This is a genomic window from Bradyrhizobium sp. CFUWI (assembly GCF_056429085.1).
Map to the genome: position 1 here is coordinate 53648 of NZ_JBWJZE010000003.1, position 19148 is coordinate 72795.

19 protein-coding genes are annotated in these 19148 nt (G+C 65.1%); 6 read left to right on the forward strand and 13 right to left on the reverse strand.

Annotation, left to right across the window (positions count from 1 at the left end; translation table 11 throughout):
- Nucleotides 1-51 precede the first annotated feature (51 nt).
- Nucleotides 52-1758 carry an SGNH/GDSL hydrolase family protein gene (locus AC066S_RS07585; RefSeq protein ID WP_478269346.1) on the forward strand — a complete coding sequence of 569 codons (1707 nt, stop codon included), beginning with the start codon at nt 52-54 and terminating at the stop codon, nt 1756-1758.
- Between the two features lie 162 nt (nt 1759-1920).
- Here AC066S_RS07585 and AC066S_RS07590 read toward each other — a convergent pair whose 3' ends face one another.
- Together AC066S_RS07590 and AC066S_RS07595 are read right to left on the reverse strand one after the other, a co-directional pair.
- Complete coding sequence (locus AC066S_RS07590; protein WP_126259777.1) at nt 1921-2292, reverse strand: CsbD family protein; 372 nt, start codon at nt 2290-2292, stop codon at nt 1921-1923.
- Nucleotides 2293-2375: 83 nt separating this feature from the next.
- Nucleotides 2376-3113, reverse strand: coding sequence for an SDR family NAD(P)-dependent oxidoreductase (locus AC066S_RS07595; RefSeq protein WP_135171507.1), 738 nt, complete (start codon nt 3111-3113; stop codon nt 2376-2378).
- Nucleotides 3114-3211: 98 nt separating this feature from the next.
- Here AC066S_RS07595 and AC066S_RS07600 point away from each other — a divergent pair, with 98 nt between their 5' ends.
- Complete coding sequence (locus AC066S_RS07600) at nt 3212-3991, forward strand: SDR family NAD(P)-dependent oxidoreductase (RefSeq protein ID WP_126259775.1); 780 nt, start codon at nt 3212-3214, stop codon at nt 3989-3991.
- A 98-nt stretch (nt 3992-4089) separates the two neighbouring features.
- On the forward strand, nt 4090-4977 hold the full coding sequence (locus tag AC066S_RS07605) for a TauD/TfdA dioxygenase family protein (protein WP_478269347.1): 888 nt from the start codon (nt 4090-4092) through the stop codon (nt 4975-4977).
- Between the two features lie 159 nt (nt 4978-5136).
- On the opposite strand, the gene AC066S_RS07610 is transcribed toward AC066S_RS07605, so the two are convergent.
- Complete coding sequence (locus AC066S_RS07610; protein ID WP_126259773.1) at nt 5137-5781, reverse strand: YqgE/AlgH family protein; 645 nt, start codon at nt 5779-5781, stop codon at nt 5137-5139.
- A 142-nt stretch (nt 5782-5923) separates the two neighbouring features.
- Here AC066S_RS07610 and AC066S_RS07615 point away from each other — a divergent pair, with 142 nt between their 5' ends.
- The 3 genes from AC066S_RS07615 to AC066S_RS07625 all read left to right on the forward strand — a co-directional run bounded on the left by AC066S_RS07615 (nt 5924) and on the right by AC066S_RS07625 (nt 9428).
- On the forward strand, nt 5924-6763 hold the full coding sequence (locus AC066S_RS07615; RefSeq protein WP_478269348.1) for a protein-disulfide reductase DsbD domain-containing protein: 840 nt from the start codon (nt 5924-5926) through the stop codon (nt 6761-6763).
- A gap of 276 nt (nt 6764-7039) precedes the next feature.
- Nucleotides 7040-8407, forward strand: a complete 1368-nt coding sequence (locus tag AC066S_RS07620) for an oligosaccharide flippase family protein (protein WP_430644611.1) — start codon at nt 7040-7042, stop codon at nt 8405-8407.
- Between the two features lie 196 nt (nt 8408-8603).
- Nucleotides 8604-9428 carry a sulfite exporter TauE/SafE family protein gene (locus AC066S_RS07625; RefSeq protein ID WP_478269349.1) on the forward strand — a complete coding sequence of 275 codons (825 nt, stop codon included), beginning with the start codon at nt 8604-8606 and terminating at the stop codon, nt 9426-9428.
- A gap of 126 nt (nt 9429-9554) precedes the next feature.
- Here AC066S_RS07625 and AC066S_RS07630 read toward each other — a convergent pair whose 3' ends face one another.
- From AC066S_RS07630 to AC066S_RS07675, 10 genes are all read right to left on the reverse strand, one after another.
- Nucleotides 9555-10343, reverse strand: coding sequence for a 3-hydroxybutyrate dehydrogenase (locus AC066S_RS07630; RefSeq protein ID WP_478269350.1), 789 nt, complete (start codon nt 10341-10343; stop codon nt 9555-9557).
- The gene (locus AC066S_RS07635) at nt 10336-11520 is read right to left on the reverse strand and encodes a DUF3734 domain-containing protein (protein WP_478269351.1); all 1185 of its coding nucleotides are present in this window, start codon (nt 11518-11520) and stop codon (nt 10336-10338) included. The genes AC066S_RS07630 and AC066S_RS07635 overlap by 8 nt, the downstream gene beginning before the upstream one ends.
- 78 nt (nt 11521-11598) lie before the next feature.
- On the reverse strand, nt 11599-12099 hold the full coding sequence (locus AC066S_RS07640) for a CAP domain-containing protein (RefSeq protein ID WP_126259767.1): 501 nt from the start codon (nt 12097-12099) through the stop codon (nt 11599-11601).
- Between the two features lie 199 nt (nt 12100-12298).
- Entirely contained in the window at nt 12299-13333 is a 1035-nt protein-coding gene (locus AC066S_RS07645) for a sulfate/molybdate ABC transporter ATP-binding protein (protein ID WP_478269352.1), read from the reverse strand.
- Complete coding sequence (cysW, locus tag AC066S_RS07650) at nt 13323-14246, reverse strand: sulfate ABC transporter permease subunit CysW (protein ID WP_478269353.1); 924 nt, start codon at nt 14244-14246, stop codon at nt 13323-13325. Before cysW ends, AC066S_RS07645 begins: the two co-directional genes overlap by 11 nt.
- A 9-nt stretch (nt 14247-14255) precedes the next feature.
- Entirely contained in the window at nt 14256-15092 is an 837-nt protein-coding gene (gene cysT / locus AC066S_RS07655; protein WP_164718869.1) for a sulfate ABC transporter permease subunit CysT, read from the reverse strand.
- Between the two features lie 37 nt (nt 15093-15129).
- Complete coding sequence (locus AC066S_RS07660; protein ID WP_478269354.1) at nt 15130-16131, reverse strand: sulfate ABC transporter substrate-binding protein; 1002 nt, start codon at nt 16129-16131, stop codon at nt 15130-15132.
- Between the two features lie 120 nt (nt 16132-16251).
- A complete protein-coding gene (locus AC066S_RS07665) occupies nt 16252-16983 on the reverse strand; it encodes a phosphoadenylyl-sulfate reductase (RefSeq protein ID WP_478269355.1) in 732 nt (243 codons plus the stop codon).
- Nucleotides 16980-17495, reverse strand: a complete 516-nt coding sequence (locus tag AC066S_RS07670; protein WP_126259761.1) for a DUF934 domain-containing protein — start codon at nt 17493-17495, stop codon at nt 16980-16982. Before AC066S_RS07670 ends, AC066S_RS07665 begins: the two co-directional genes overlap by 4 nt.
- Nucleotides 17482-19137, reverse strand: a complete 1656-nt coding sequence (locus AC066S_RS07675) for a nitrite/sulfite reductase (RefSeq protein WP_135171501.1) — start codon at nt 19135-19137, stop codon at nt 17482-17484. The genes AC066S_RS07670 and AC066S_RS07675 overlap by 14 nt, the downstream gene beginning before the upstream one ends.
- Between the last annotated feature and the right edge of the window lie 11 nt (nt 19138-19148).

Consider the following 19148-nt stretch of genomic DNA (forward strand, 5'->3'; position numbering starts at 1 on the left):
CGTTACTATATTAAGTCACTCCCGATACCCGTTGCGCGTGCCCGAGATCGCATGTCCAAGAAGTCCCTGTTCAAGGCACTGACCGAGACCGGCCCGTTGATCGCGCTGGGGACGGCGCTTGCGATCCTGGCGACGGTCGCGGGGCCTGCCTCGGCGCAGTTCTTCAACTTCCCCGGCTTCGGCGGCCCCCCGCAGCGTTCGGCGCCGCCACCACAACGGGGTGGAGGCGGCGGCTGGTTTGGCGGCGACTTCTTTACACCGTTCCAGCAGCAACAGCAGCAGGCGCCACGGCAGGATTTTTCGCGCGCCCCGGCGCCGGCCAAGCGCGACACCATTCCCGAGAAGAACGTGCTGGTGCTCGGCGATGCCATGGCCGACTGGCTCGCTTACGGCCTGGAAGACGCCTATACCGAGCAGCCCGACATGGGCGTGATCCGCAAGCACAAGACCGTTTCCGGACTGATCAAGTACCAGCCGAAGGGTGAGCCCTCGGACTGGGCGGCGGCGGCAAGAAGCATCCTCGAGACCGAAAAGCCCGATGTGATCGTCGTCATGCTCGGCCTCAACGACCGCGCCGCGATCCGCGAACCTGCGGCGGAGAAGGCTACCGATAAGGACAAGGATAAGGACAAGAAGAACGACAAGGGCGCGCGCGGCAAGCCGCCGGCAAAGCCCGGCGAGACCAAGCCCGGCAGCGACACGGCTGCCAAACCCGACGACAAGCCTGCCGATGCCGACCTGCCGCAGGACGACGCCGACAACGCCGACACGCCTGCGGCCGCGCCGGAAAAGACGGCGCGCAATCCGAACGGCCTCTACGAATTCCGCGACGAGCGCTGGATCGAGCTCTACAGCAAGAAGATCGAGGAGCTCGCGGGCGTCCTCAAATCCAAGGGCGTGCCGGTGCTGTGGGTCGGCCTGCCCGCGGTTCGCGGACCCAAGGGCACCGCGGATACGCTGTTCCTGGATTCGCTCTATCGCGAGGGCGCGGCCAAGGCCGGCATCACCTATGTCGACGTCTGGGACGGTTTCGTCGACGAAGCCGGCCGCTTCCTGCAGAAGGGCCCGGACTTCGAAGGCCAGATCCGCCAGCTGCGCAGCTCTGACGGCGTCTATTTCACCAAGGCCGGCGCGCGCAAGCTCGCGCATTATGTCGAGCGCGAGATCACGCGCCTGTTGGCAGGACGCTCCGGCCCGATCGCGCTGCCGAGCGAGCCGGCGACTCCCGACACCAGCGCCGAGCCCGGCAAGCCCGCGCCGCGGCCGCTGGCCGGGCCGATCGTGCCGCTGGTCGCGGCCTCGATCTCGACCGATCAATTGCTGGGCGGGCCGGGCTCGCGTCCCGCCGCCGTCGATGCGCTGGCTGCCAGGACGATGGTGAAGGGCGAGCCGTTGGCGGCGCCGGCCGGCCGCGCCGACGATTATGCTTGGCCGCGCCGCGAAGTCGGCCGCGAGCAGGCCAAGGGCGATACGCCGATGGCCGCGACGACGCCTGAGGGCAACGCCGCCAATCCCAACGCGCCGGGAGCCGCCGCCGCGATCGCGCCGCCGAAACTAGCGCCGAAGAAGCCGCCGCTGCCATCGCAGCAGCCGGCACAGGCGACGCCCACGTTCCGCGATTTCTTCGGCTTCGGCTCGCCGCAGCCAGCGCCGCCGCGTCAACTGGCGCCGGCGCCCGGGCCGCGCAATCCGAATCCCAATCCGGGGATCCCGCGTCCGCCGGGCAACGTCGGTCGCTCCGCCGAGATGTTCCGGTAATTACTGTCGTGTCCCGGACGCGGCGCAGCACCCCCTGGGGTGATGCGACGCAGAGCCGGGACCCAGCCCGGCGACATTCACAAAGAATGGGCCCCGGCTCAGCAGCGCAACACTACGTGCTGCGCTGCGTCCGGGGCGCGAGTGCGTGTTTGTGCTCAGCCGTTAATAGCGCCAGCGCGGCGGCGGCGGACGGCGGGCGGGGCGCGACATCAGCAGCGCGAGCGCAAAGCCGATGCCGCCGGCCACCATCAGGGCGCCGAGCGGATTGTCCTGCACCTTCTTCGACAGCGCCTGCGTGCCGTCGCGGAAGGTGTCGCCGCTGTTCTCATAGGCGTCCTTGGCGTAGCTGGTCGCGGTGTCCGCGGCATCGCGCACGGCATCCTTGGCCTGGCCGTAGAGATTCTGCACCGTGCCCGCAGCCTCGCGCGCCTTGCCCGATGCCTGCGTCTTGGCATCGCCTGCCATGTCTCCGATCGCGCCTTCCGCGCGTCCGGCATATTCCTTGGCCGATCCAACAATCCGATCCGTGTCCATGATGCTCCTCCTCGGGGGTCAGCCCAAGTAACCGATCAGGAGCAGCGCAGTTCCAAGCGATGACGAAAGTGTTGCCCGGATGGCTATAAAATCAACCCGCCATCGACGACCAAAGTCTGGCCGATGATGTAGGACGACAACGGCGAGGCCAGGAACAGCGCCGCGCCTGCCATATCGGCCGGCGTGCCCAATCGCCGCAGCGGGATGCGCGCGAGCGCGCCTTCGAGCCGCTTCGGATTGTCGGTCGTCACCTTCGTCATCTTGGTGTCGACGAGCCCGGGTGCGATGCCGTTGACGCGGATGCCGTCTTCGGCCCAGGCCTCGCCCAGCGTTCGCGTCAATCCGACCGCGCCGGTCTTCGACGCGTTATAGGCGGGATTTCCCATGGTGGAATGATAGGCCGCAGTCGATGACACCATGATCAGCGCGCCCTTGGCATCCCGCAACATGGAATGAAACCGCGTCGCACAGGCCATCAGGCTCATCAGGTTGACTTCGACCACCTTGCGGAAGCCGCTCATCTCGAATTCGCCGCGGCGATAGAGCACCGCGCCTTGCGCCAGCACGAGCACGTCGAGCCGGTCGAAGGATGGCTTGAACGCCTCGATCGCACCGGGGTTGCTGACGTCGAGCTGCGCGTAGGAAAGACCCGTGAGATCGGAGCCTTCTTCGGCTGAATATTCCGTTGCGCGAGCCCGCGTGCCGCACACCGCGACCTGCGCGCCCCGCGTGCGAAAAGCCTGCGCGATGCCGTTGCCGATCCCGCTCGAGCCGCCGACGACCAGCACCTGCTTGCCTGAGAAATCGAGCTCGTTCGCCATCGCGGCCTCCCTTTTGTCTTGCTTGTTTGACCTGTCTGCGGATCGATGCCAGCCTTGTCAATCATAACAAGAACAAGCAGCGTTCCGAGGAAACAAACATGTCCGGGTTCAAAGAGCTCAGCCGGTCCGTCAAGGGCCTGACCGTTCTCGTCACCGGCGCGGCCAGCGGCATGGGGCGCGCGACCGCGCACGTGTTCGCAAGCGAAGGCGCCAACGTCGCCGTAACCGATTACGACGCGCAGGGCGCGCAGGCGGTGGCCGAGGAGATTGCCGCGAGCGGTGGCGCAGGAAAAGCGTGGAATCTCGACGTTGCCGACGGTGGCGAGATCAAGCGTGTGGTGAATGAGGTCGCGGCGCATTTCGGCGGGCTCGACATCATCGTCAACAACGCCGGCATCTCCGTGCGCGTTGCGATCGACGACGAGGGCTATGAGGACGCCTGGGCCAAGGGCATCGCCGTGATGCTGACGGCGCATCCGCGCATCATCCGCGCCGCGCTGCCGCATTTGCGCAAGTCGAGGTGCCCGCGCATCGTCAACATCGCCTCGACCGAGGCGCTCGGCGCCACCGCATTGCACAGCCCCTATTCGGCGGCGAAGGGCGGCGTCGCCAGCCTAACCCGCTCGCTCGCCGTGGAGCTCGGCCGCGAGGGCATCACCGTCAATTGCATCTGCCCGGGCCCGATCCGCACTGGGATCACCGACCGCATCTCGGAGGAGCACAAGACGATCTACGCCAGGCGCCGCACCGCACTCGGCCGTTACGGCGACCCCGAGGAGGTCGCGCATATGACCTTGAGCCTGTGCCTGCCGGCGGCGTCCTTTCTCACCGGCGCGGTGATCCCGGTCGACGGCGGGCTGATGGCACGGAACGCGTGAGAGGCATGCGCGCCGCGCGTTGACAAGTGCTAGCGCGGGAGTAGCTTTTTCGTCGACAGAGCGGGACCAACCGCTCGCGACACGCGGGAGAGAACGTCATGACGATCGCCATCCGGCAGCTTCAGAAGCATTTTGTCGGCGAGGTGTCCGGCCTCGATCTGCGCAAGCCGCTCACACCGGATGAGGCGCGCAAGGTCGAGGCCGCCATGGACAAATACGCGGTGCTGGTGTTCCACGACCAGGACATCACCGACGAGCAGCAGATGGCCTTCGCCCTGAACTTCGGTCAGCGCGAGGACGCCCGCGGCGGCAACATCACCAAGGCCGATGAATACCGCCTCACCTCGGGCCTGAACGACGTGTCCAACCTCGGCAAGGACGGCAAGCCGCTGCCGAAGGACAGCCGCGCCAATCTGTTCAATCTCGGCAATTGCCTGTGGCACTCCGACAGCTCGTTCCGCCCGATCCCGGCAAAGTTCTCGCTGCTGTCGGCGCGCGTGGTGAACCCGAAGGGCGGCAACACCGAGTTCGCCGACATGCGCGCCGCCTATGACGCGCTCGACGACGAGACCAAGGCGGAGATCGAAGACCTCGTCTGCGAGCATTCGCTGATGTATTCACGGGGATCGCTCGGCTTCACCGAATACACCGACGAGGAGAAGGAGATGTTCAAGCCGGTGCTGCAACGGCTGGTGCGGACCCATCCCGTGCATCGGCGCAAGTCGCTGTATCTGTCGTCGCACGCCGGCAAGATCGTCGGTATGAGCGTGCCTGAAGGCCGCTTGCTGCTGCGCGATCTCAACGAGCACGCGACGCAAGCAGAATTCGTCTACGTCCACAAATGGAAGCTGCATGACCTCGTGATGTGGGACAACCGCCAGACCATGCATCGCGTCCGCCGCTACGACCAGTCGCAGCCCCGCGACATGCGCCGTGCGACGGTGGCGGGGACGGAGCCGACGGTGCAGCAGCAGGCGGCGGAGTAGGCGTTTGCTCAGCAACGGGTGTCATCGCCCGGCTCGACCGGGCGATCCAGTATTCCAGAGGCCTGCATTTGAGGAATCGTTCTCACCACATCCGCCGCGGCGTACTGGATGCCCCGGTCAAGCCGGGGCATGACAGCGGAGGTGGGACGACGGCGCCAGCTACGCGTGTCCCGCCTCGTTCGAGAGCATCCCGGGATCGATGCCGATCTTCTGCAGGGCGCGGTTGTATTTGTCGTCGACGTCGTCGCCGAAGATCAAATCCGCATCCGCATCGCAATGCAGCCAGCCGTTGCTCTGGATCTCGGTCTCGAGCTGGCCCGGCGCCCAGCCGGCATAGCCGAGCGCGAGAATGGCGTGCTTGGGGCCGGAGCCGCTGGCGATGGCGCGCAGGATGTCGACGGTCGCCGTGAGGCAGACGCCGTCGTCGATCCGCAGCGTCGCGTTCTCGATGTAGAAGTCGCTGGAATGCAGCACGAAGCCGCGGCCGGTATCGACCGGGCCGCCACGCAGCACCTTCATGCTTTCGGCATTCTCCGGCAGCTTGATGTGCTCGCCCTTCTTGATGATGCCGAGCTGCTGCAACAGCTCGGGGAAGTCGATGCTGCCGGCCGGGTGGTTCACGATGATGCCCATCGCCCCCTCCGCCGAATGGGCGCAGAGATAGATCACCGAGCGCTCGAAACGGGAATCGCCCATCACGGGCATCGCGATCAGCAGCCGGCCGTCGAGGTAACCGGCCGAATTGGGAAGCGCCGGACCCGCGCCGCGGGTGCTTTCGCCCGTTCTCTTTCCTGTGGGAGCCATCGGTAAAGCACTCCGGTTTCAATTCCTATCCTGATGTCGGCCCGGGCCGCTGTCAAATCAAGGCTTGCGCAGACGCGATACAGATGCATCCATCACAAGCAATTCAATGGTTTGCCCCTGGGCGACCCTGTAAAGACGTGCCATGCTCACAAGAGTTCCCCTGCGTGCGGCGATTGGCGTCGCGACAACCCTGCTTGCGTCGTCGCTCGCCATCGCAGCCCGCGCCGATGACGCTTCGCCGTGGCAGCGCGACGGACATTCCGCGGTGCGGCTGTTGGCGGGATCACGCAGCGGCGCCGTCCTGCTCGGCGGTATCGCCTTCCAGCTCCAGCATGGGTGGAAGACCTACTGGCGTACCCCCGGCGATTCCGGCGTTCCGCCGCGGTTCGACTTCTCGAAATCGGACAATGTCGAGGCGGTGACCGTGATGTGGCCGGCGCCGCTGAAATTCGATGACGGCGCCGGCGGCCATTCCATCGGCTATCGTGACCAGATCGTGCTGCCCTTGCGCATTGTCGCCAAGGCGGCGGACAAGCCCGTGACCTTGCGTGCCGAGATCAATTACGCCGTGTGCGAGAAGCTCTGCATTCCGGTCGAGGCCAAGGCCGAGCTCGGCTTCAACAGCGTCGCCTCGACCGAGGACGCTAATTTGCGTGCCGCGCTCGACACCGTGCCCAAGCCCGCCAATATCGGCGATCCCAATCCGCTCACCATCCGCGACGTCAAGCGCGACGGGCCGAAGAACGTGGTCGTCGACGTGGTCACGCCTGACAGCCGCAACGTCAATCTGTTCGTGGAAGGCCCGACGCCGGATTGGGCGCTGCCGATTCCGGCCCCGTTGCAGCACAGCCCGCCCGGGGTGATGCGGTTTTCCTTCGAGCTCGACGGCCTGCCGCCGGGCGCCAAGCCGGAGGGTGCGGCGCTGAAATTCACGCTGGTCGGGCCGGAGAAATCGTACGAGTTCAATACGAACTTGGAGTGAGTTGCGCTGCCGACGCTCCACATTCAGCTGTCGTCCCGGACAAGCGAAGCGCAGAGTCGCGACCCATAGCCCCAGGGAGTGGTTTGGCGAAGGCTCGTCGTTGCCAGCGCGCGTCGAAACTTCTCCCTGGGGCTATGGATCCCGGATCTGCGCGCGCTTGAGGCGCGCTTGTCCGGGATGACACCGAGGATGGAACGCCACCCAACCCAATCTTAACGAATGGTTGCTAATCCCTCACCTGCCACAGCATGCCGGGCGACCTGAGGGATCTTCGAATTGGCCGTGATGGATGCAGAACCCGCAACGACCGGACCGGCCGGGCTGATCGCGCGGCTGCGGGCCAGGCTGACGGGCGGGCCCAGCGAGGCCTCGCTGACGCGGCGGCTTGCCGGCACCATCTTCGTCATCCGCGTCATCAGCGCCGGGCTCGCTTATGTCTCGCAGGTGCTGCTGGCGCGCTGGATGGGCACGTCCGATTACGGCGTCTATGTCTATGTCTGGACCTGGGTGCTGCTGCTCGGCAGCATGATGGATTTCGGCATCTCGGCCTCGGCACAGAAGATCATTCCGGAATATCGCGCCAGCGGTGAGCAGGCGCTGCTCCGCGGCTTTCTCTCCGGCAGCCGCTGGCTGACTTTTGCGGTCTCGACGCTGGTGTCGCTCGGCCTCGCCGGCATCGTCAGGCTGCTGTCGCCCTGGATCGAGCCGGCGGAGGAGCTGCCGCTCTATATCGGCTGCATGACTCTCCCCGCCTTCGTGGTCGCCAACACCCAGGACGGCATCGCGCGCTCGCATGACTGGATGCAGCTCGGCCTGATGCCGCAATTCATCATCCGCCAGGCGCTGATCATCGGCTTCACGGGCGCGGCCTTCCTGCTCGGCTACCATCTCGGCGCCGTCGCCGCGATGGCCGCAAGCGCAGGGGCGGTGTGGATCGCGATGACCGGACAGATGCTGGTGCTGAACCGCAAGCTCGCCGATCACATCGAGCCCGGTCCCAGCGCTTACGACATCCGCGGCTGGCTCGCCGTCTCGTTGCCGATCCTCCTGGTCGAGAGCTTCTATTTGCTGCTGTCCTATACCGACGTGCTGGTGCTGCAGCAGTTCCGTCCCTCCGACGAGGTCGGCGTCTACTTTGCGGTGGTGAAGACGCTGGCGCTGGTCTCGTTCATCCACTACGCGATGTCGGCGACGACGGCGCATCGCTTCGCCGAATACAACGCAAGCGGCGACAAGGCGCGGCTGTCGGCCTATGTGGCGCATGCGATCAACTGGACGTTCTGGCCGTCGCTGGCGGCGACCATCGTGCTGCTCGCGCTCGGCAAGCCGCTGCTCTGGTTGTTCGGGCCGCAATTCGTGGTCGGCTACGACATCATGTTCGTCGCCGCGATCGGGCTCGTGGTGCGCGCTGCGATCGGGCCGGTCGAGCGGCTGCTCAACATGCTCGGTCAGCAGAAGATCTGCGCGCTCGCTTACGCGCTGGCCTTCGTGATGAACCTCGTGCTCTGCATCGCGCTGGTACCGCGCTATGGCGGCCACGGCGCCGCCGCCGCGACCTCGATCTCCCTCACCTTCGAGACGGTGCTGTTGTTCTGGATCGTACGGCAACGCCTTGGCCTGCACGTGCTGGCGTTCGGCAAATAGGCGCTGCGCGCCTCAATGTTCCGCGCTTTTGGGGGAACGGCACTGTCAGCGCACGCGCGCAAACGAGGCAAAACGCCTCCGCTTCTTCAACCTGATGCAAAATTCTTCTTATTCTACCCAGACGGTTGCGCGTTGGGGAAACTTTATTCTACGTCGTGTTGCCTAACCAACGAGATCAACCTAAGATTCCCCTGACATGTTCGATCCACTCTACGTCGCCTCTGGATTCGGCGTCGGCCTGCTTGTCGGGATGACCGGCGTCGGCGGCGGCTCGTTGATGACGCCGCTCTTGATCCTGCTGTTCGGTGTTCATCCCGCCACGGCGGTCGGAACCGACCTGCTCTATGCCGCCGCGACCAAGACCGGCGGCAGCTTGGTGCATGGCTGGTCGCGCAGCGTGCACTGGCCGGCGGTGCTGCGGCTCGCCTGCGGCAGCATTCCAGCGAGCGCGCTGACGCTGCTGGTGCTGTGGAAGCTCGACCTCAAAAGCGATTCCGAGCGCAGCCTGGTCAATCTGGTGCTGTGCTTCGCGCTGCTGCTGACCGCGACCTCGCTGATCTTCCGCAAGTCGATCATGGAGCGTTATCGCAGCCGGCTGGAGCGCGTCGACGATCGCACCACCGCGATCGCGACCGTCGTGACCGGCATCGTCCTCGGCGTGCTGGTTTCGATCTCGTCGGTCGGCGCGGGTGCAGTCGGCGTCACCGTGCTGCTGCTGCTTTATCCGCGCCTGCCGATGGTGACCATCGTCGGCTCCGATATCGCCCATGCAGTGCCGCTGACGCTGGTCGCCGGCATGGGGCACTGGGCGCTCGGCGACGTGGATTGGGCCTTGATGGGCGTGCTGCTGGTGGGCTCGCTGCCCGGCATCATCGTCGGCAGCTACAGCGCGACGCGCGTGCCCGAGACGGTGTTGCGGCTGACGCTTGCCAGCGTGCTGTTCGTCGTCGCCGGCAAGATCATGTTTGCGGAGCTGCACCTGTCCTCGGCGTTCGTAACGGCGTTGGCGTGGACGCATTAGGCCCGGCCGGGGCGACAGAATCGTAGGGTGGGCAAAGCGATAGCGTGCCCACCACTTGTCTCAATCACAGAAAGATGGTGGGCACGGCGCTGACGCGCCCTTGCCCACCCCACAACACTGAGCGCTCTACGCCGCCGTCCAGCCGCCGTCGATCGAGAGATTGGTGCCGGTGATCTGGGCGGCGTCGTCGCCGCACAGGAACAGCGCCAGTGCGGCGACCTGCTCGGACGTGACGAACTCCTTGGTCGGCTGCGCGTCGAGCAGCACGTCGTTGATGACCTGCTCGCGCGTCAAATTGCGCGCCTTCATCGTGTCGGGGATCTGCTTCTCGACCAGCGGCGTCCAGACGTAGCCGGGGCTGATGCAGTTGCAGGTGATCTTGTGGGTCGCAACCTCCAGCGCCACGGTCTTGGTGAGACCGGCGATGCCGTGCTTGGCCGAGACGTAGGCCGACTTGAAGGGCGAGGCCACCAGCGAGTGGGCGGACGCCGTGTTGATGATGCGGCCCCAGCCCTTCTTCTTCATGCCGGGGACGGCGGCACGGATGGCATGGAAGGCCGAGGACAGGTTGATCGCGATGATCTGGTCCCACTTCTCGATCGGAAACTCCTCGATCGGCGACACGAACTGGATGCCGGCATTGTTGACGAGGATATCGACCGAGCCGAACGTTGTCTCGCCGAGCGCGATCATGCCGGCGATCTCGGCGGGCTTGGTCATGTCGGCCGGCGAATAGATCGCCTTGACCTTGAACTCCTGTTCGATCTTGGCGCGCTCTTTCTCGATGTCTTCCGGCGTGCCGAAGCCGTTGATGACGACGTTGGCGCCGGCGCCGGCGAAGGCACGCGCATAAGCGAGCCCGATGCCGCTGGTGGACCCGGTCACGACGGCGTTCTTGCCTGACAGACTACCCATTTGATTCACTCCTTTTTGCCGGGGGCGCGGAGACGTCCCCCGTGAGATCGTAGGTCACCATGGTCTCGCCGGACTGCGGCCGCTCGAGCCAGTCCTTGTGGCGCATCGACAGATGCACGTCGTTCACGCCGGCATCCCAATGCTCGACCATGGCGACGTGAGAGAAATCGTAGTCCTTCGACGAGGACTCGTAGTTCTTGCTGCGGTAGATCAGATGCACCACGGTGACGGTGCTTTCGCGCGACACCTTCGTGAGGAATTCGACGGAAGGATCGGTCTTCAGATAATCCGGCAACTTGCCGATCAGGTCGCGCACGGCCTTGCGGGCGTTGTGCAGCTGCTTGTTCTTGTCGGTGTTCATCCGCGTACGGCTGGAATAGCGGATGTCCTTCTCGCGCTCGGCGGCCTCCAGCAGCGAGGTCGGCAGATCGCCGCGCGCGGAAAACAAGTCGACCTGGAAGATCAGCATGTCGCGCTCGACCTCGGCGTCGAGCACGTAGTCGAGCGGGGTGTTGGAAGCGATGCCGCCGTCCCAATAATGCTCGCCGTCGATGATCACGGAGGGAAAGCCGGGCGGCAGCGCGCCGGAGGCCATGATGTGCTCCGGGCCGATTCTCTTGCCGAGCTTCTTCAACTCGTAATTGTCGAAATATTTGAAGTTGCCGGAGGTGACGCCGACCGCGCCGACCGACAGACGGGTCTTCAGGTCGTTGATGCGGTCGAAATCGACGAGACGCTCCAGCGTCTTCTTCAGCGGCGATGTGTCGTAATAGCTCTCGGCTTCGGGATGCCCCGGCGGCCACAGCGGCGCCGGCGGGACGCGCGGGACGAAGAAGCCGGGCACGCCGAAGGTGGCGATCAGCGCGGCACTGGTCGAGTTGAACAGCTCGCGGCTGTGGTCGCTCTTGCCGATCGGCTTCCACGGCACCGGCGCGGAAACCATCTCCCAGAATTCCTTGAGCCGTTTGACGCGGGTCTGCCCCTCGTTGCCGGCGATGATGGCGGCGTTGACGGCGCCGATCGAGATGCCGGCGACCCATTCCGGCTCGAAGCCGGCGCCGCACAGCGCCTGATAGGCACCGGCCTGGTAGGAGCCGAGCGCGCCGCCGCCCTGCAGAACCAGGACGCGTTGCGCATTCGCGGGGATGCAGGTGGATTCCGGGCTACGATCTGTCATGGGGGGAACAATAGCAATGGCGCGCCACCGTGGCGACACTCCACGACGGCGTCAATGCATGCCGGGATCAAGTCTGGCTTATCGCTCCGTCGAGGCCAGGATCATGGTCCAGAACACCTTGTACTTGGTGCCGGGAGCATAGCTCGCCGCGATGCCCAATTTTGTGACACCGCTCTTGAGCATGTTGGCGCGGTGCGGAGGCGAGTCGCGCCAGCCGGAAAAGGCTTCCGCCAGCGTGTGATAGCCGGCCGAGACGTTCTCGACGGCCACGGTCGCGGGGTAGCCGCCGGTGGCGAGGCGCTTGGCCAAGGGCGCGCGGACGTCATGGTCCATCTTGTTGGCGGCGGCCATGGCCTGGGATTGGGATTCCGCAAGCCGCATCAGATCGGGGTCGACCACGACCGTGCCGAGCATGTTGTTCTGGCGGTATTGCGAGATCATGATCGCGGCCGCCTGCGCATCGAGCTTGGAGCCCGGGACCGCCATGTCGGCATACATCGACGGCTGCTGGACCGGTGTCTCGTTGCCGGCACAGCCGGCGAGCAGCAAAGTGATGAGAATTGCGGCCGCAGCGCGCATGAAGGTGCCCCCGAATGAGGGGCCGTTGTTGCATATCAACAATGGCTGAAAGGTGAATTTTGAGGAAAATCGTAGCTGTCATTCCGGGGCGCGCGTCAGCGCGAACTATGGTGCGCAATCGCGCACCTGAGAATCTCGCGCTACAATCTCGGGATTCCGGGTTCGATGCTTCGCATCGCCCCGGAATGACGGGGGGTTTCTAGCCCGCAAATATCCGGTAACGGCGTGGCTCGAGGCCGATCGTATCACCGGCACGCAGTTCCTTGTCGCGGGGGGCGTCAATCTCGATGGTCTTGCCGCCTGACAATGCGACTTCGGCCCTCTGCACGGGACCGAAATTGCGGACATGCTGCACGGCGCCCTCGAAGGTGCCGCTGCCGGCCGGGCCGACCAGCATGTCGTGTCGCCGCACGAACAGTCTTGACGCGCCAGGCGCGAGCCCGTCCGCCGCAAGGGCGAGCGGCCGATCGCCGAGCCTGACGACGCCGCCCTCGACCTGAACCGGGAGCTCGATGGATTCGCCGATGAAACCGTGAACGAAGGCGCTTGCCGGGCTTTCATAGACGTCGTCGGGCGAGCCGATCTGCTCGATCCTGCCCTTGTCCATGACAACGACGCGGTTGGCGACTTCCAGCGCCTCCTCCTGGTCGTGGGTGACGAAGATCGAGGTAACGTTGATCTCGTGGTGCAGCGAGCGCAACCACCTGCGCAGCTCCTTGCGCACCTTGGCATCGAGCGCGCCGAACGGCTCGTCGAGCAGCAGGATCCGCGGCTCGATCGCGAGCGCGCGGGCGAGCGCGATGCGCTGGCGCTGGCCGCCGGAGAGCTGGCTCGGATAGCGGCCGGAAAGCCAGTCGAGCTGCACGAGATCCAGCAGCTCCTTGACGCGCGCGCGGATGGTCGCTTCGTCCTTGCGGATTGCGCGCGGCTGCACGCGCAGGCCGAAGGCGACGTTCTCGAACACCGTCATGTGGCGGAACAGCGCGTAATGCTGGAACACGAAGCCGACATGCCGCTCGCGCGCGCCCTGCGCCAGCGCATCCTCGCCGTTGAACAAGAGCTCGCCCGAGTCCGGCCAGTCGAGCCCGGCGATGATCCGCAGCAGCGTGGTCTTGCCGGATCCGGATGGGCCGAGCAGCGCCAGCAGCTCGCCGTCATTGACCTTGAGGTCGACGCCGTCGAGGGCTTTGAAGCTGCCGAACGTCTTGACGAGATTCCTGACTTCAATGGTCACTTGGGTCTTGTCCTTCGTCCAGATGGCGTTCGAGAACGGTCTTGGCGACCAGCGTGATCAGCGCCAGCATCGCCAGCAGCGAGGCGATCGCGAAGGCGGCGACGAACTGGTACTCGTTGTAGAGGATCTCGACAAGGAGCGGCATGGTGTTGGTCTCGCCGCGGATATGGCCGGAGACGACCGAGACCGCGCCGAACTCGCCCATCGCGCGCGCGTTGCAGAGCAGGACGCCGTAGAGCACGCCCCATTTGATGTTGGGCAGCGTGACGCGGAAGAAGGTCTGCAAGCCCGAGGCGCCGAGCGAGATCGCGGCCTCCTCCTCCTGCGTGCCCTGCTCCTGCATCAGGGGGATCAGCGCGCGCGCCACGAACGGGAAGGTCACGAAGGTGGTGGCAAGCGCGATGCCGGGCACCGCGAACAGGATCTGGATATCGTGATCCCTCAGCCAGCTGCCGAAATAGCCCTGCGCGCCGAACAGCAGCACGAAGACGAGGCCGGAGATCACCGGGCTCACCGAGAACGGCAGGTCGATCAACGTGATCAGAAAGGTCTTGCCGGGGAAATCGAACTTTGCAATTGCCCAGGCCGCGACGAGACCGAAGACGAGGTTGAGGCCGACCGAGATCGCCGCGACGATCAAGGTCAGCTTGATGGCGGCCAGCGCTTCCGGCTCGGCGAGTGCGGCGAAATAGGCGGCGATCCCCTTGGAGAAGGCCTGCGCGAACACGACCACCAGCGGCAGCACGACGAAGATTGAAAGAAAGATCATCGCCAGCGCGATGATGATGATGCGCACCGGTCGCGGTTCGGTGCGCAGGTTGTCCCGCGCGGCTTCCGCATGCGCCCGTGCCTTTGCCCGGGCCTCGGCGTCGGGGGCCGCGAGCGAAACGGAATCTGCCATCTGCATCGTCATGGTTCGCCCTCAACGCGCCGGCATCCGGCTCTGCGCCCAGCGCTGGAGCCGGTTGACGGCCAAGATGACGACAAAGGACACCACGAGCATGACCACCGCGATGGCGGTCGCGTCGGCATAGCGGTACTCGGACAGCCGGATCACGATCAAGAGCGGCGCGATCTCGGACACGTTGGGCAGATTGCCGGCGATGAAGATCACCGAGCCATATTCGCCGACGGCGCGGGCGAAGGCGAGCGCAAGCCCGGTGAGCAGAGCCGGCGCGAGCGAGGGCAGGATCACGCGGATGATGGTCTGCCAGCGGTTGGCTCCCAGGCTGCCCGCGGCTTCCTCGATCTCGGGATCGAGATCCTGCAGCACCGGCTGCACCGTGCGCACCACGAAAGGAATTCCGATGAAGATCATGGCGACGAAGATGCCGACCGGCGTGAACGCCACCTTGATGCCGAGCGCGGCGAGCGGCGCCCCCAGCCAGCCCTTCTCGGCGAACAGCGCCGTCAGCGCGACGCCCGCGACCGCGGTCGGCAGCGCGAAGGGCACGTCGACGATGGCGTCGAACAGCCGGCGGCCGGGAAAGCGGTAGCGCACCAGCGCCCAGACGATGATGCTGCCCATGACGAGATTGACGCAGGCCGCCGCGAAGGCGAGGCCGAAGGAGACGCGCAGGGCATTCAGGGTGCGGCGGCTGGAGAGGATATTCCAGAACTGCTCGGGACTGAGCTCGAGCGACTTCAGGAACAGGCCGGCGAGCGGAATGAGGATAATGACGGACAACCAGGACAGCGTCAGTCCCATCGTGAGACCGAAGCCCGGCAATGTCCGGCGTCGTGCTGCGATTGCGCTCACCAGGCCCCCTGCTAAAGCGTCTTAAGACGGCGCCCGATCAGTTCTTGTAGATCTGGTCGAAGATGCCGCCGTCGGCGAAATGTTCCTTCTGCGCCTTGGTCCAACCACCAAAAACGTCGTCGATCGTAAATAGTTCGACCTTGGCGAAAGCGTTTTCGTATTTTTTGGCGATCTCGGCATCGCGTGGACGGTAGAAGTTGCGCGCCGCGATCTCCTGCCCCTCCTTGGTGTACCAGTACTGGAGATAGGCGTCGGCGGCGTTTCGGGTGCCTTTTTTATCGGCAACCTTGTCGACGATGGCGACCGGCGGTTCGGCGAGGATGGATTGCGGCGGCGCGACGATCTCGAACTTGTTGACGCCGAACTCCTTCAGCGCGAGGAACGCCTCGTTCTCCCAGGCGAGCAGCACGTCGCCGACGCCGCGCTCGACGAAGGTCACGGTCGCGCCGCGCGCTCCGGTATCGAGCACCGGCACCTGCTGGTAGAGCTTTCCGATGAAATCCTTGGCCTTGTCGGCCGAGCCGTATTTCTTCTGCGCAAAACCCCATGCCGCAAGATAATTCCAGCGCGCACCGCCCGATGTCTTCGGGTTCGGCGTGATCACGGCGACGCCCGGCTTGACCAGATCGTCCCAGTCCTTGACGGCCTTGGGATTGCCCTTGCGCACCAGGAACACGATGGTCGAGGTATACGGTGATGAATTCTGCGGCAGCCGCTTCTGCCAGTCGGCCGCAGTAAGGCCTTTGGCCGCGATCGCATCGATGTCGTAGGCAAGCGCGAGCGTCACCACGTCGGCTTGCAAGCCGTCGATCACGGCGCGGGCCTGCGAGCCGCTGCCGCCATGCGACTGCTTGATCTCGACGCTCTTGCCGGCCTCCTTCTGATAGGCAGTCGCAAATGCCTTGTTGAACTCGGCATAGAGCTCGCGCGTCGGATCGTACGACACGTTCAACAGGTTGATGTCAGCGGCGAGAGCCGAGCTTGCCAAGAAACCCGTCAAGACGAGGCCTGCAGCGAGCGGAACGATACGGCGCATCATGTCCATCTCCATTCACTTCACTGACGTCGATGTCGGCGAAGGCAGGCGAAACTCGCGGCGAAAAGCGCTTAAGTCAACGAAACCGGATTTTCTTGTTCGCAGCGTGACGACGTGGCTGTGCTACGAAGTCTTCATCGTGTGGATGCCGCATTCTGTCTTGGCTCGGCCGCGCCAGCGACCGGCGCGTTCATCCTCGCCTTCGGCCGTTCTGCTCGTGCAAGGCATACACCCAACCGACCGGAAACCGGAGGAGACCAGGGGATGACGCGGCAATTTGGCGCGGACGAAAATCGCCTCGAGTTCCTCGCGCGAGACGTTGGCGAACGGATTGAACTTCAACCGCACACCGTCGTCCTCGACGACCGGAATATCGGTGCGTGCATCGCCCTGGAAGCGCTTGCGGCCGTTGAGCCAGGCATCAAAGGGCTTCAGCGCACGCGCCAGCGGCTCCACCTTGCGGATGCGGCAGCAGGCGTCCGGATCGGAGAACCAGAGGTCGCGGTCGGGATCCTCGCGCGACAGGGTCTCCTCGGCCGGCTTGATCGAGCGGACATCCTTCAGACCCAGCGCCGCGATCAGCGTGTCGCGATAGGCCAGCGTCTCCTCGAACAGCCAGCCGGTGTCGAGGAAGATCACGGGGATCGCCGGGTCGACATCCGCCATGACCTTCAGCAGCGTGGCCGATCCCGTGCCGAAGGACGACACCAGCGCCAGCTTCTCGCGCCCGACCGTCTTCAGCGCCGCAGCGACGATCTCCGCGGGCGAGGCATCGCGCAGGGCACGATCGAGCTCCTCCGCGGAAGGCAGCGCAGAAACGGAGGCCTGAGCGAGCTGAGACGCAACGACGTTCACGTGCCGACCCCCTCGGAATGACGCAGCTGCATGCGCCGGTGCAGCGCGGTGATACGGCCATCGCCGGTCGGCTGGTAAAACACCGAGTAGCGCTTGGCGGTCTGCATGAAGGCTTCCGCGTCGGCCTGCTTCTTGACCTCGAAGGCATCGAAGCCGGCGCGCAGCATGAACACGAACTGGTCGCGCAGCACTTGGCCGGTGGCACGCAGTTCGCCGCGATAATTATAGCGCTCGCGCAGCAGGCGGGCCTGGCTGTAGGCGCGTCCGTCCCGGAAGGTCGGGAACACCAGCGCGACGGCGGCGATCTTGCCGAGATAGGGCACGAGCTCGCCGATGTCGCGGTTGTTGGGCCAGATCACGCCGACCTTGCCCGAACGATTGAGCAGGTTGTCGGCCTCGCCCAGGAAGCGCTCGGCCGGCACCAGGATGTCGCCGCCCTCGGGCAGCGGCGTGTCGACGGCGAGCTTGACGAAGCTGTCGCCCGTGATCTTTCCGCCTTTAACGAGTGGCATAGACGCGCTCCTTGAAGGGTTCGACGCCGAGGCGCTTCACGGTGTCCATGAACAGCTCTTCGGGCCGCTCGCGCAGCGCCAGATAGGCTTCCACGATGTCCTCGACGACGTCGGCGACCTCGTCGAACTTGACGCCCGGACCGATCAAAGTGCCAAGCGCGGCGTTCTCGTCGGCACGGCCGCCGATGGTGATCTGGTAGACTTCCTCGCCGTTCTTCTCGACGCCGAGAATGCCGATATGGCCGACATGGTGATGGCCGCAGGCATTGATGCAGCCGGAGATGTTGATGTGGAGCCGGCCGATCAGATTGGCGAGCTCGTGATTGGCGAAGCGCCGGGTCAATTCCTGCGCGATCGGGATCGAGCGCGCATTCGCCAGCGAGCAATAATCGAGCCCGGGGCAGGCGATGATGTCGGTGATCAGATTGACGTTCGGCGTTGCGAGCCCGAGCTTGTCGAGCGCCTTCCACAGCGCCGGCAGGTCGCGCTTGGCGACATGCGGCAGCGCCAGGTTCTGCTCATGGCCGACGCGGATCTCGCCGAAGGAATATTTGTCGGCGAGATCGGCGAGCGCGTCCATCTGCTCGGCGGTGGCATCGCCCGGAGGCCCGCCAGTGGGCTTCAGCGAGATCGTGACGATGGAATAGCCCTGCACCTTGTGCGGGGCCACCGAGTTCTTGCGCCACGCCTCGAAGTCGGGATCGGCCGCGGCCTGGCGCAGCTCGTCCGGCATGTGCGGCAGCTTCTCGTACGCCGGATAGGTGAAGCGCGAGCGGATGTCCTCGATCACCTCGTCGTCGATCTGGAGCGAGGAATTGCGGATGTGCTGCCACTCGTCCTCGACCTCGCGCGAGAACTTCTCGATGCCGAGCTCGTGCACCAGGATCTTGATGCGCGCCTTGTAGATGTTGTCGCGGCGGCCGTACTGATTGTAGACGCGCAGGATCGCCTCGATGTAGCTGAGGATGTCGCGGCCGTGCACGAAGTGCTTGATGGTCTTGGCGATGAACGGCGTGCGGCCGAGACCGCCGCCGACCAGCACCTCGAAGCCGGTCTCGCCCTTCTCGTTCTTGATCAGGCGCAGGCCGATGTCGTGGATCTTGATCGCGGCGCGGTCGTGGTCCGAGGCGGTGATCGCGATCTTGAACTTGCGCGGCAGGAACGAGAATTCCGGATGCAGCGTGGTGTGCTGGCGGATCAGCTCCGACCAGATGCGGGGATCCTCGATCTCACCGGGCGCGACGCCGGCCCACTGGTCCGAGGTGACGTTGCGCATGTTGTTGCCCGAGGTCTGCATCGCATGGATGCCGACCTTGGCGAGATCTTCCAGCGCGTCCGGCAATTCGGCGAGCTTGATCCAGTTGAACTGGATGTTCTGCCGCGTCGTGAAATGGCCGTAGCCGCGGTCGTATTTCCGCGCGACATGCGCCAGCGCCCGCAGCTGGTTGGTCGCCAGCGTGCCGTAGGGGATGGCGACGCGGAACATGTAGGCGTGCAGTTGCAGATAGACGCCGTTCTGAAGCCGCAGGATCTTGAACTCGTCCTCGGTGAGCTCGCCGGAGAGGCGCCGCTTCACCTGGTCGCGGAACTCCGAGACGCGCTCGTTGACGAGCGTGCGGTCGATTTCGTCGTAAGCATACATAAGAAGATGCC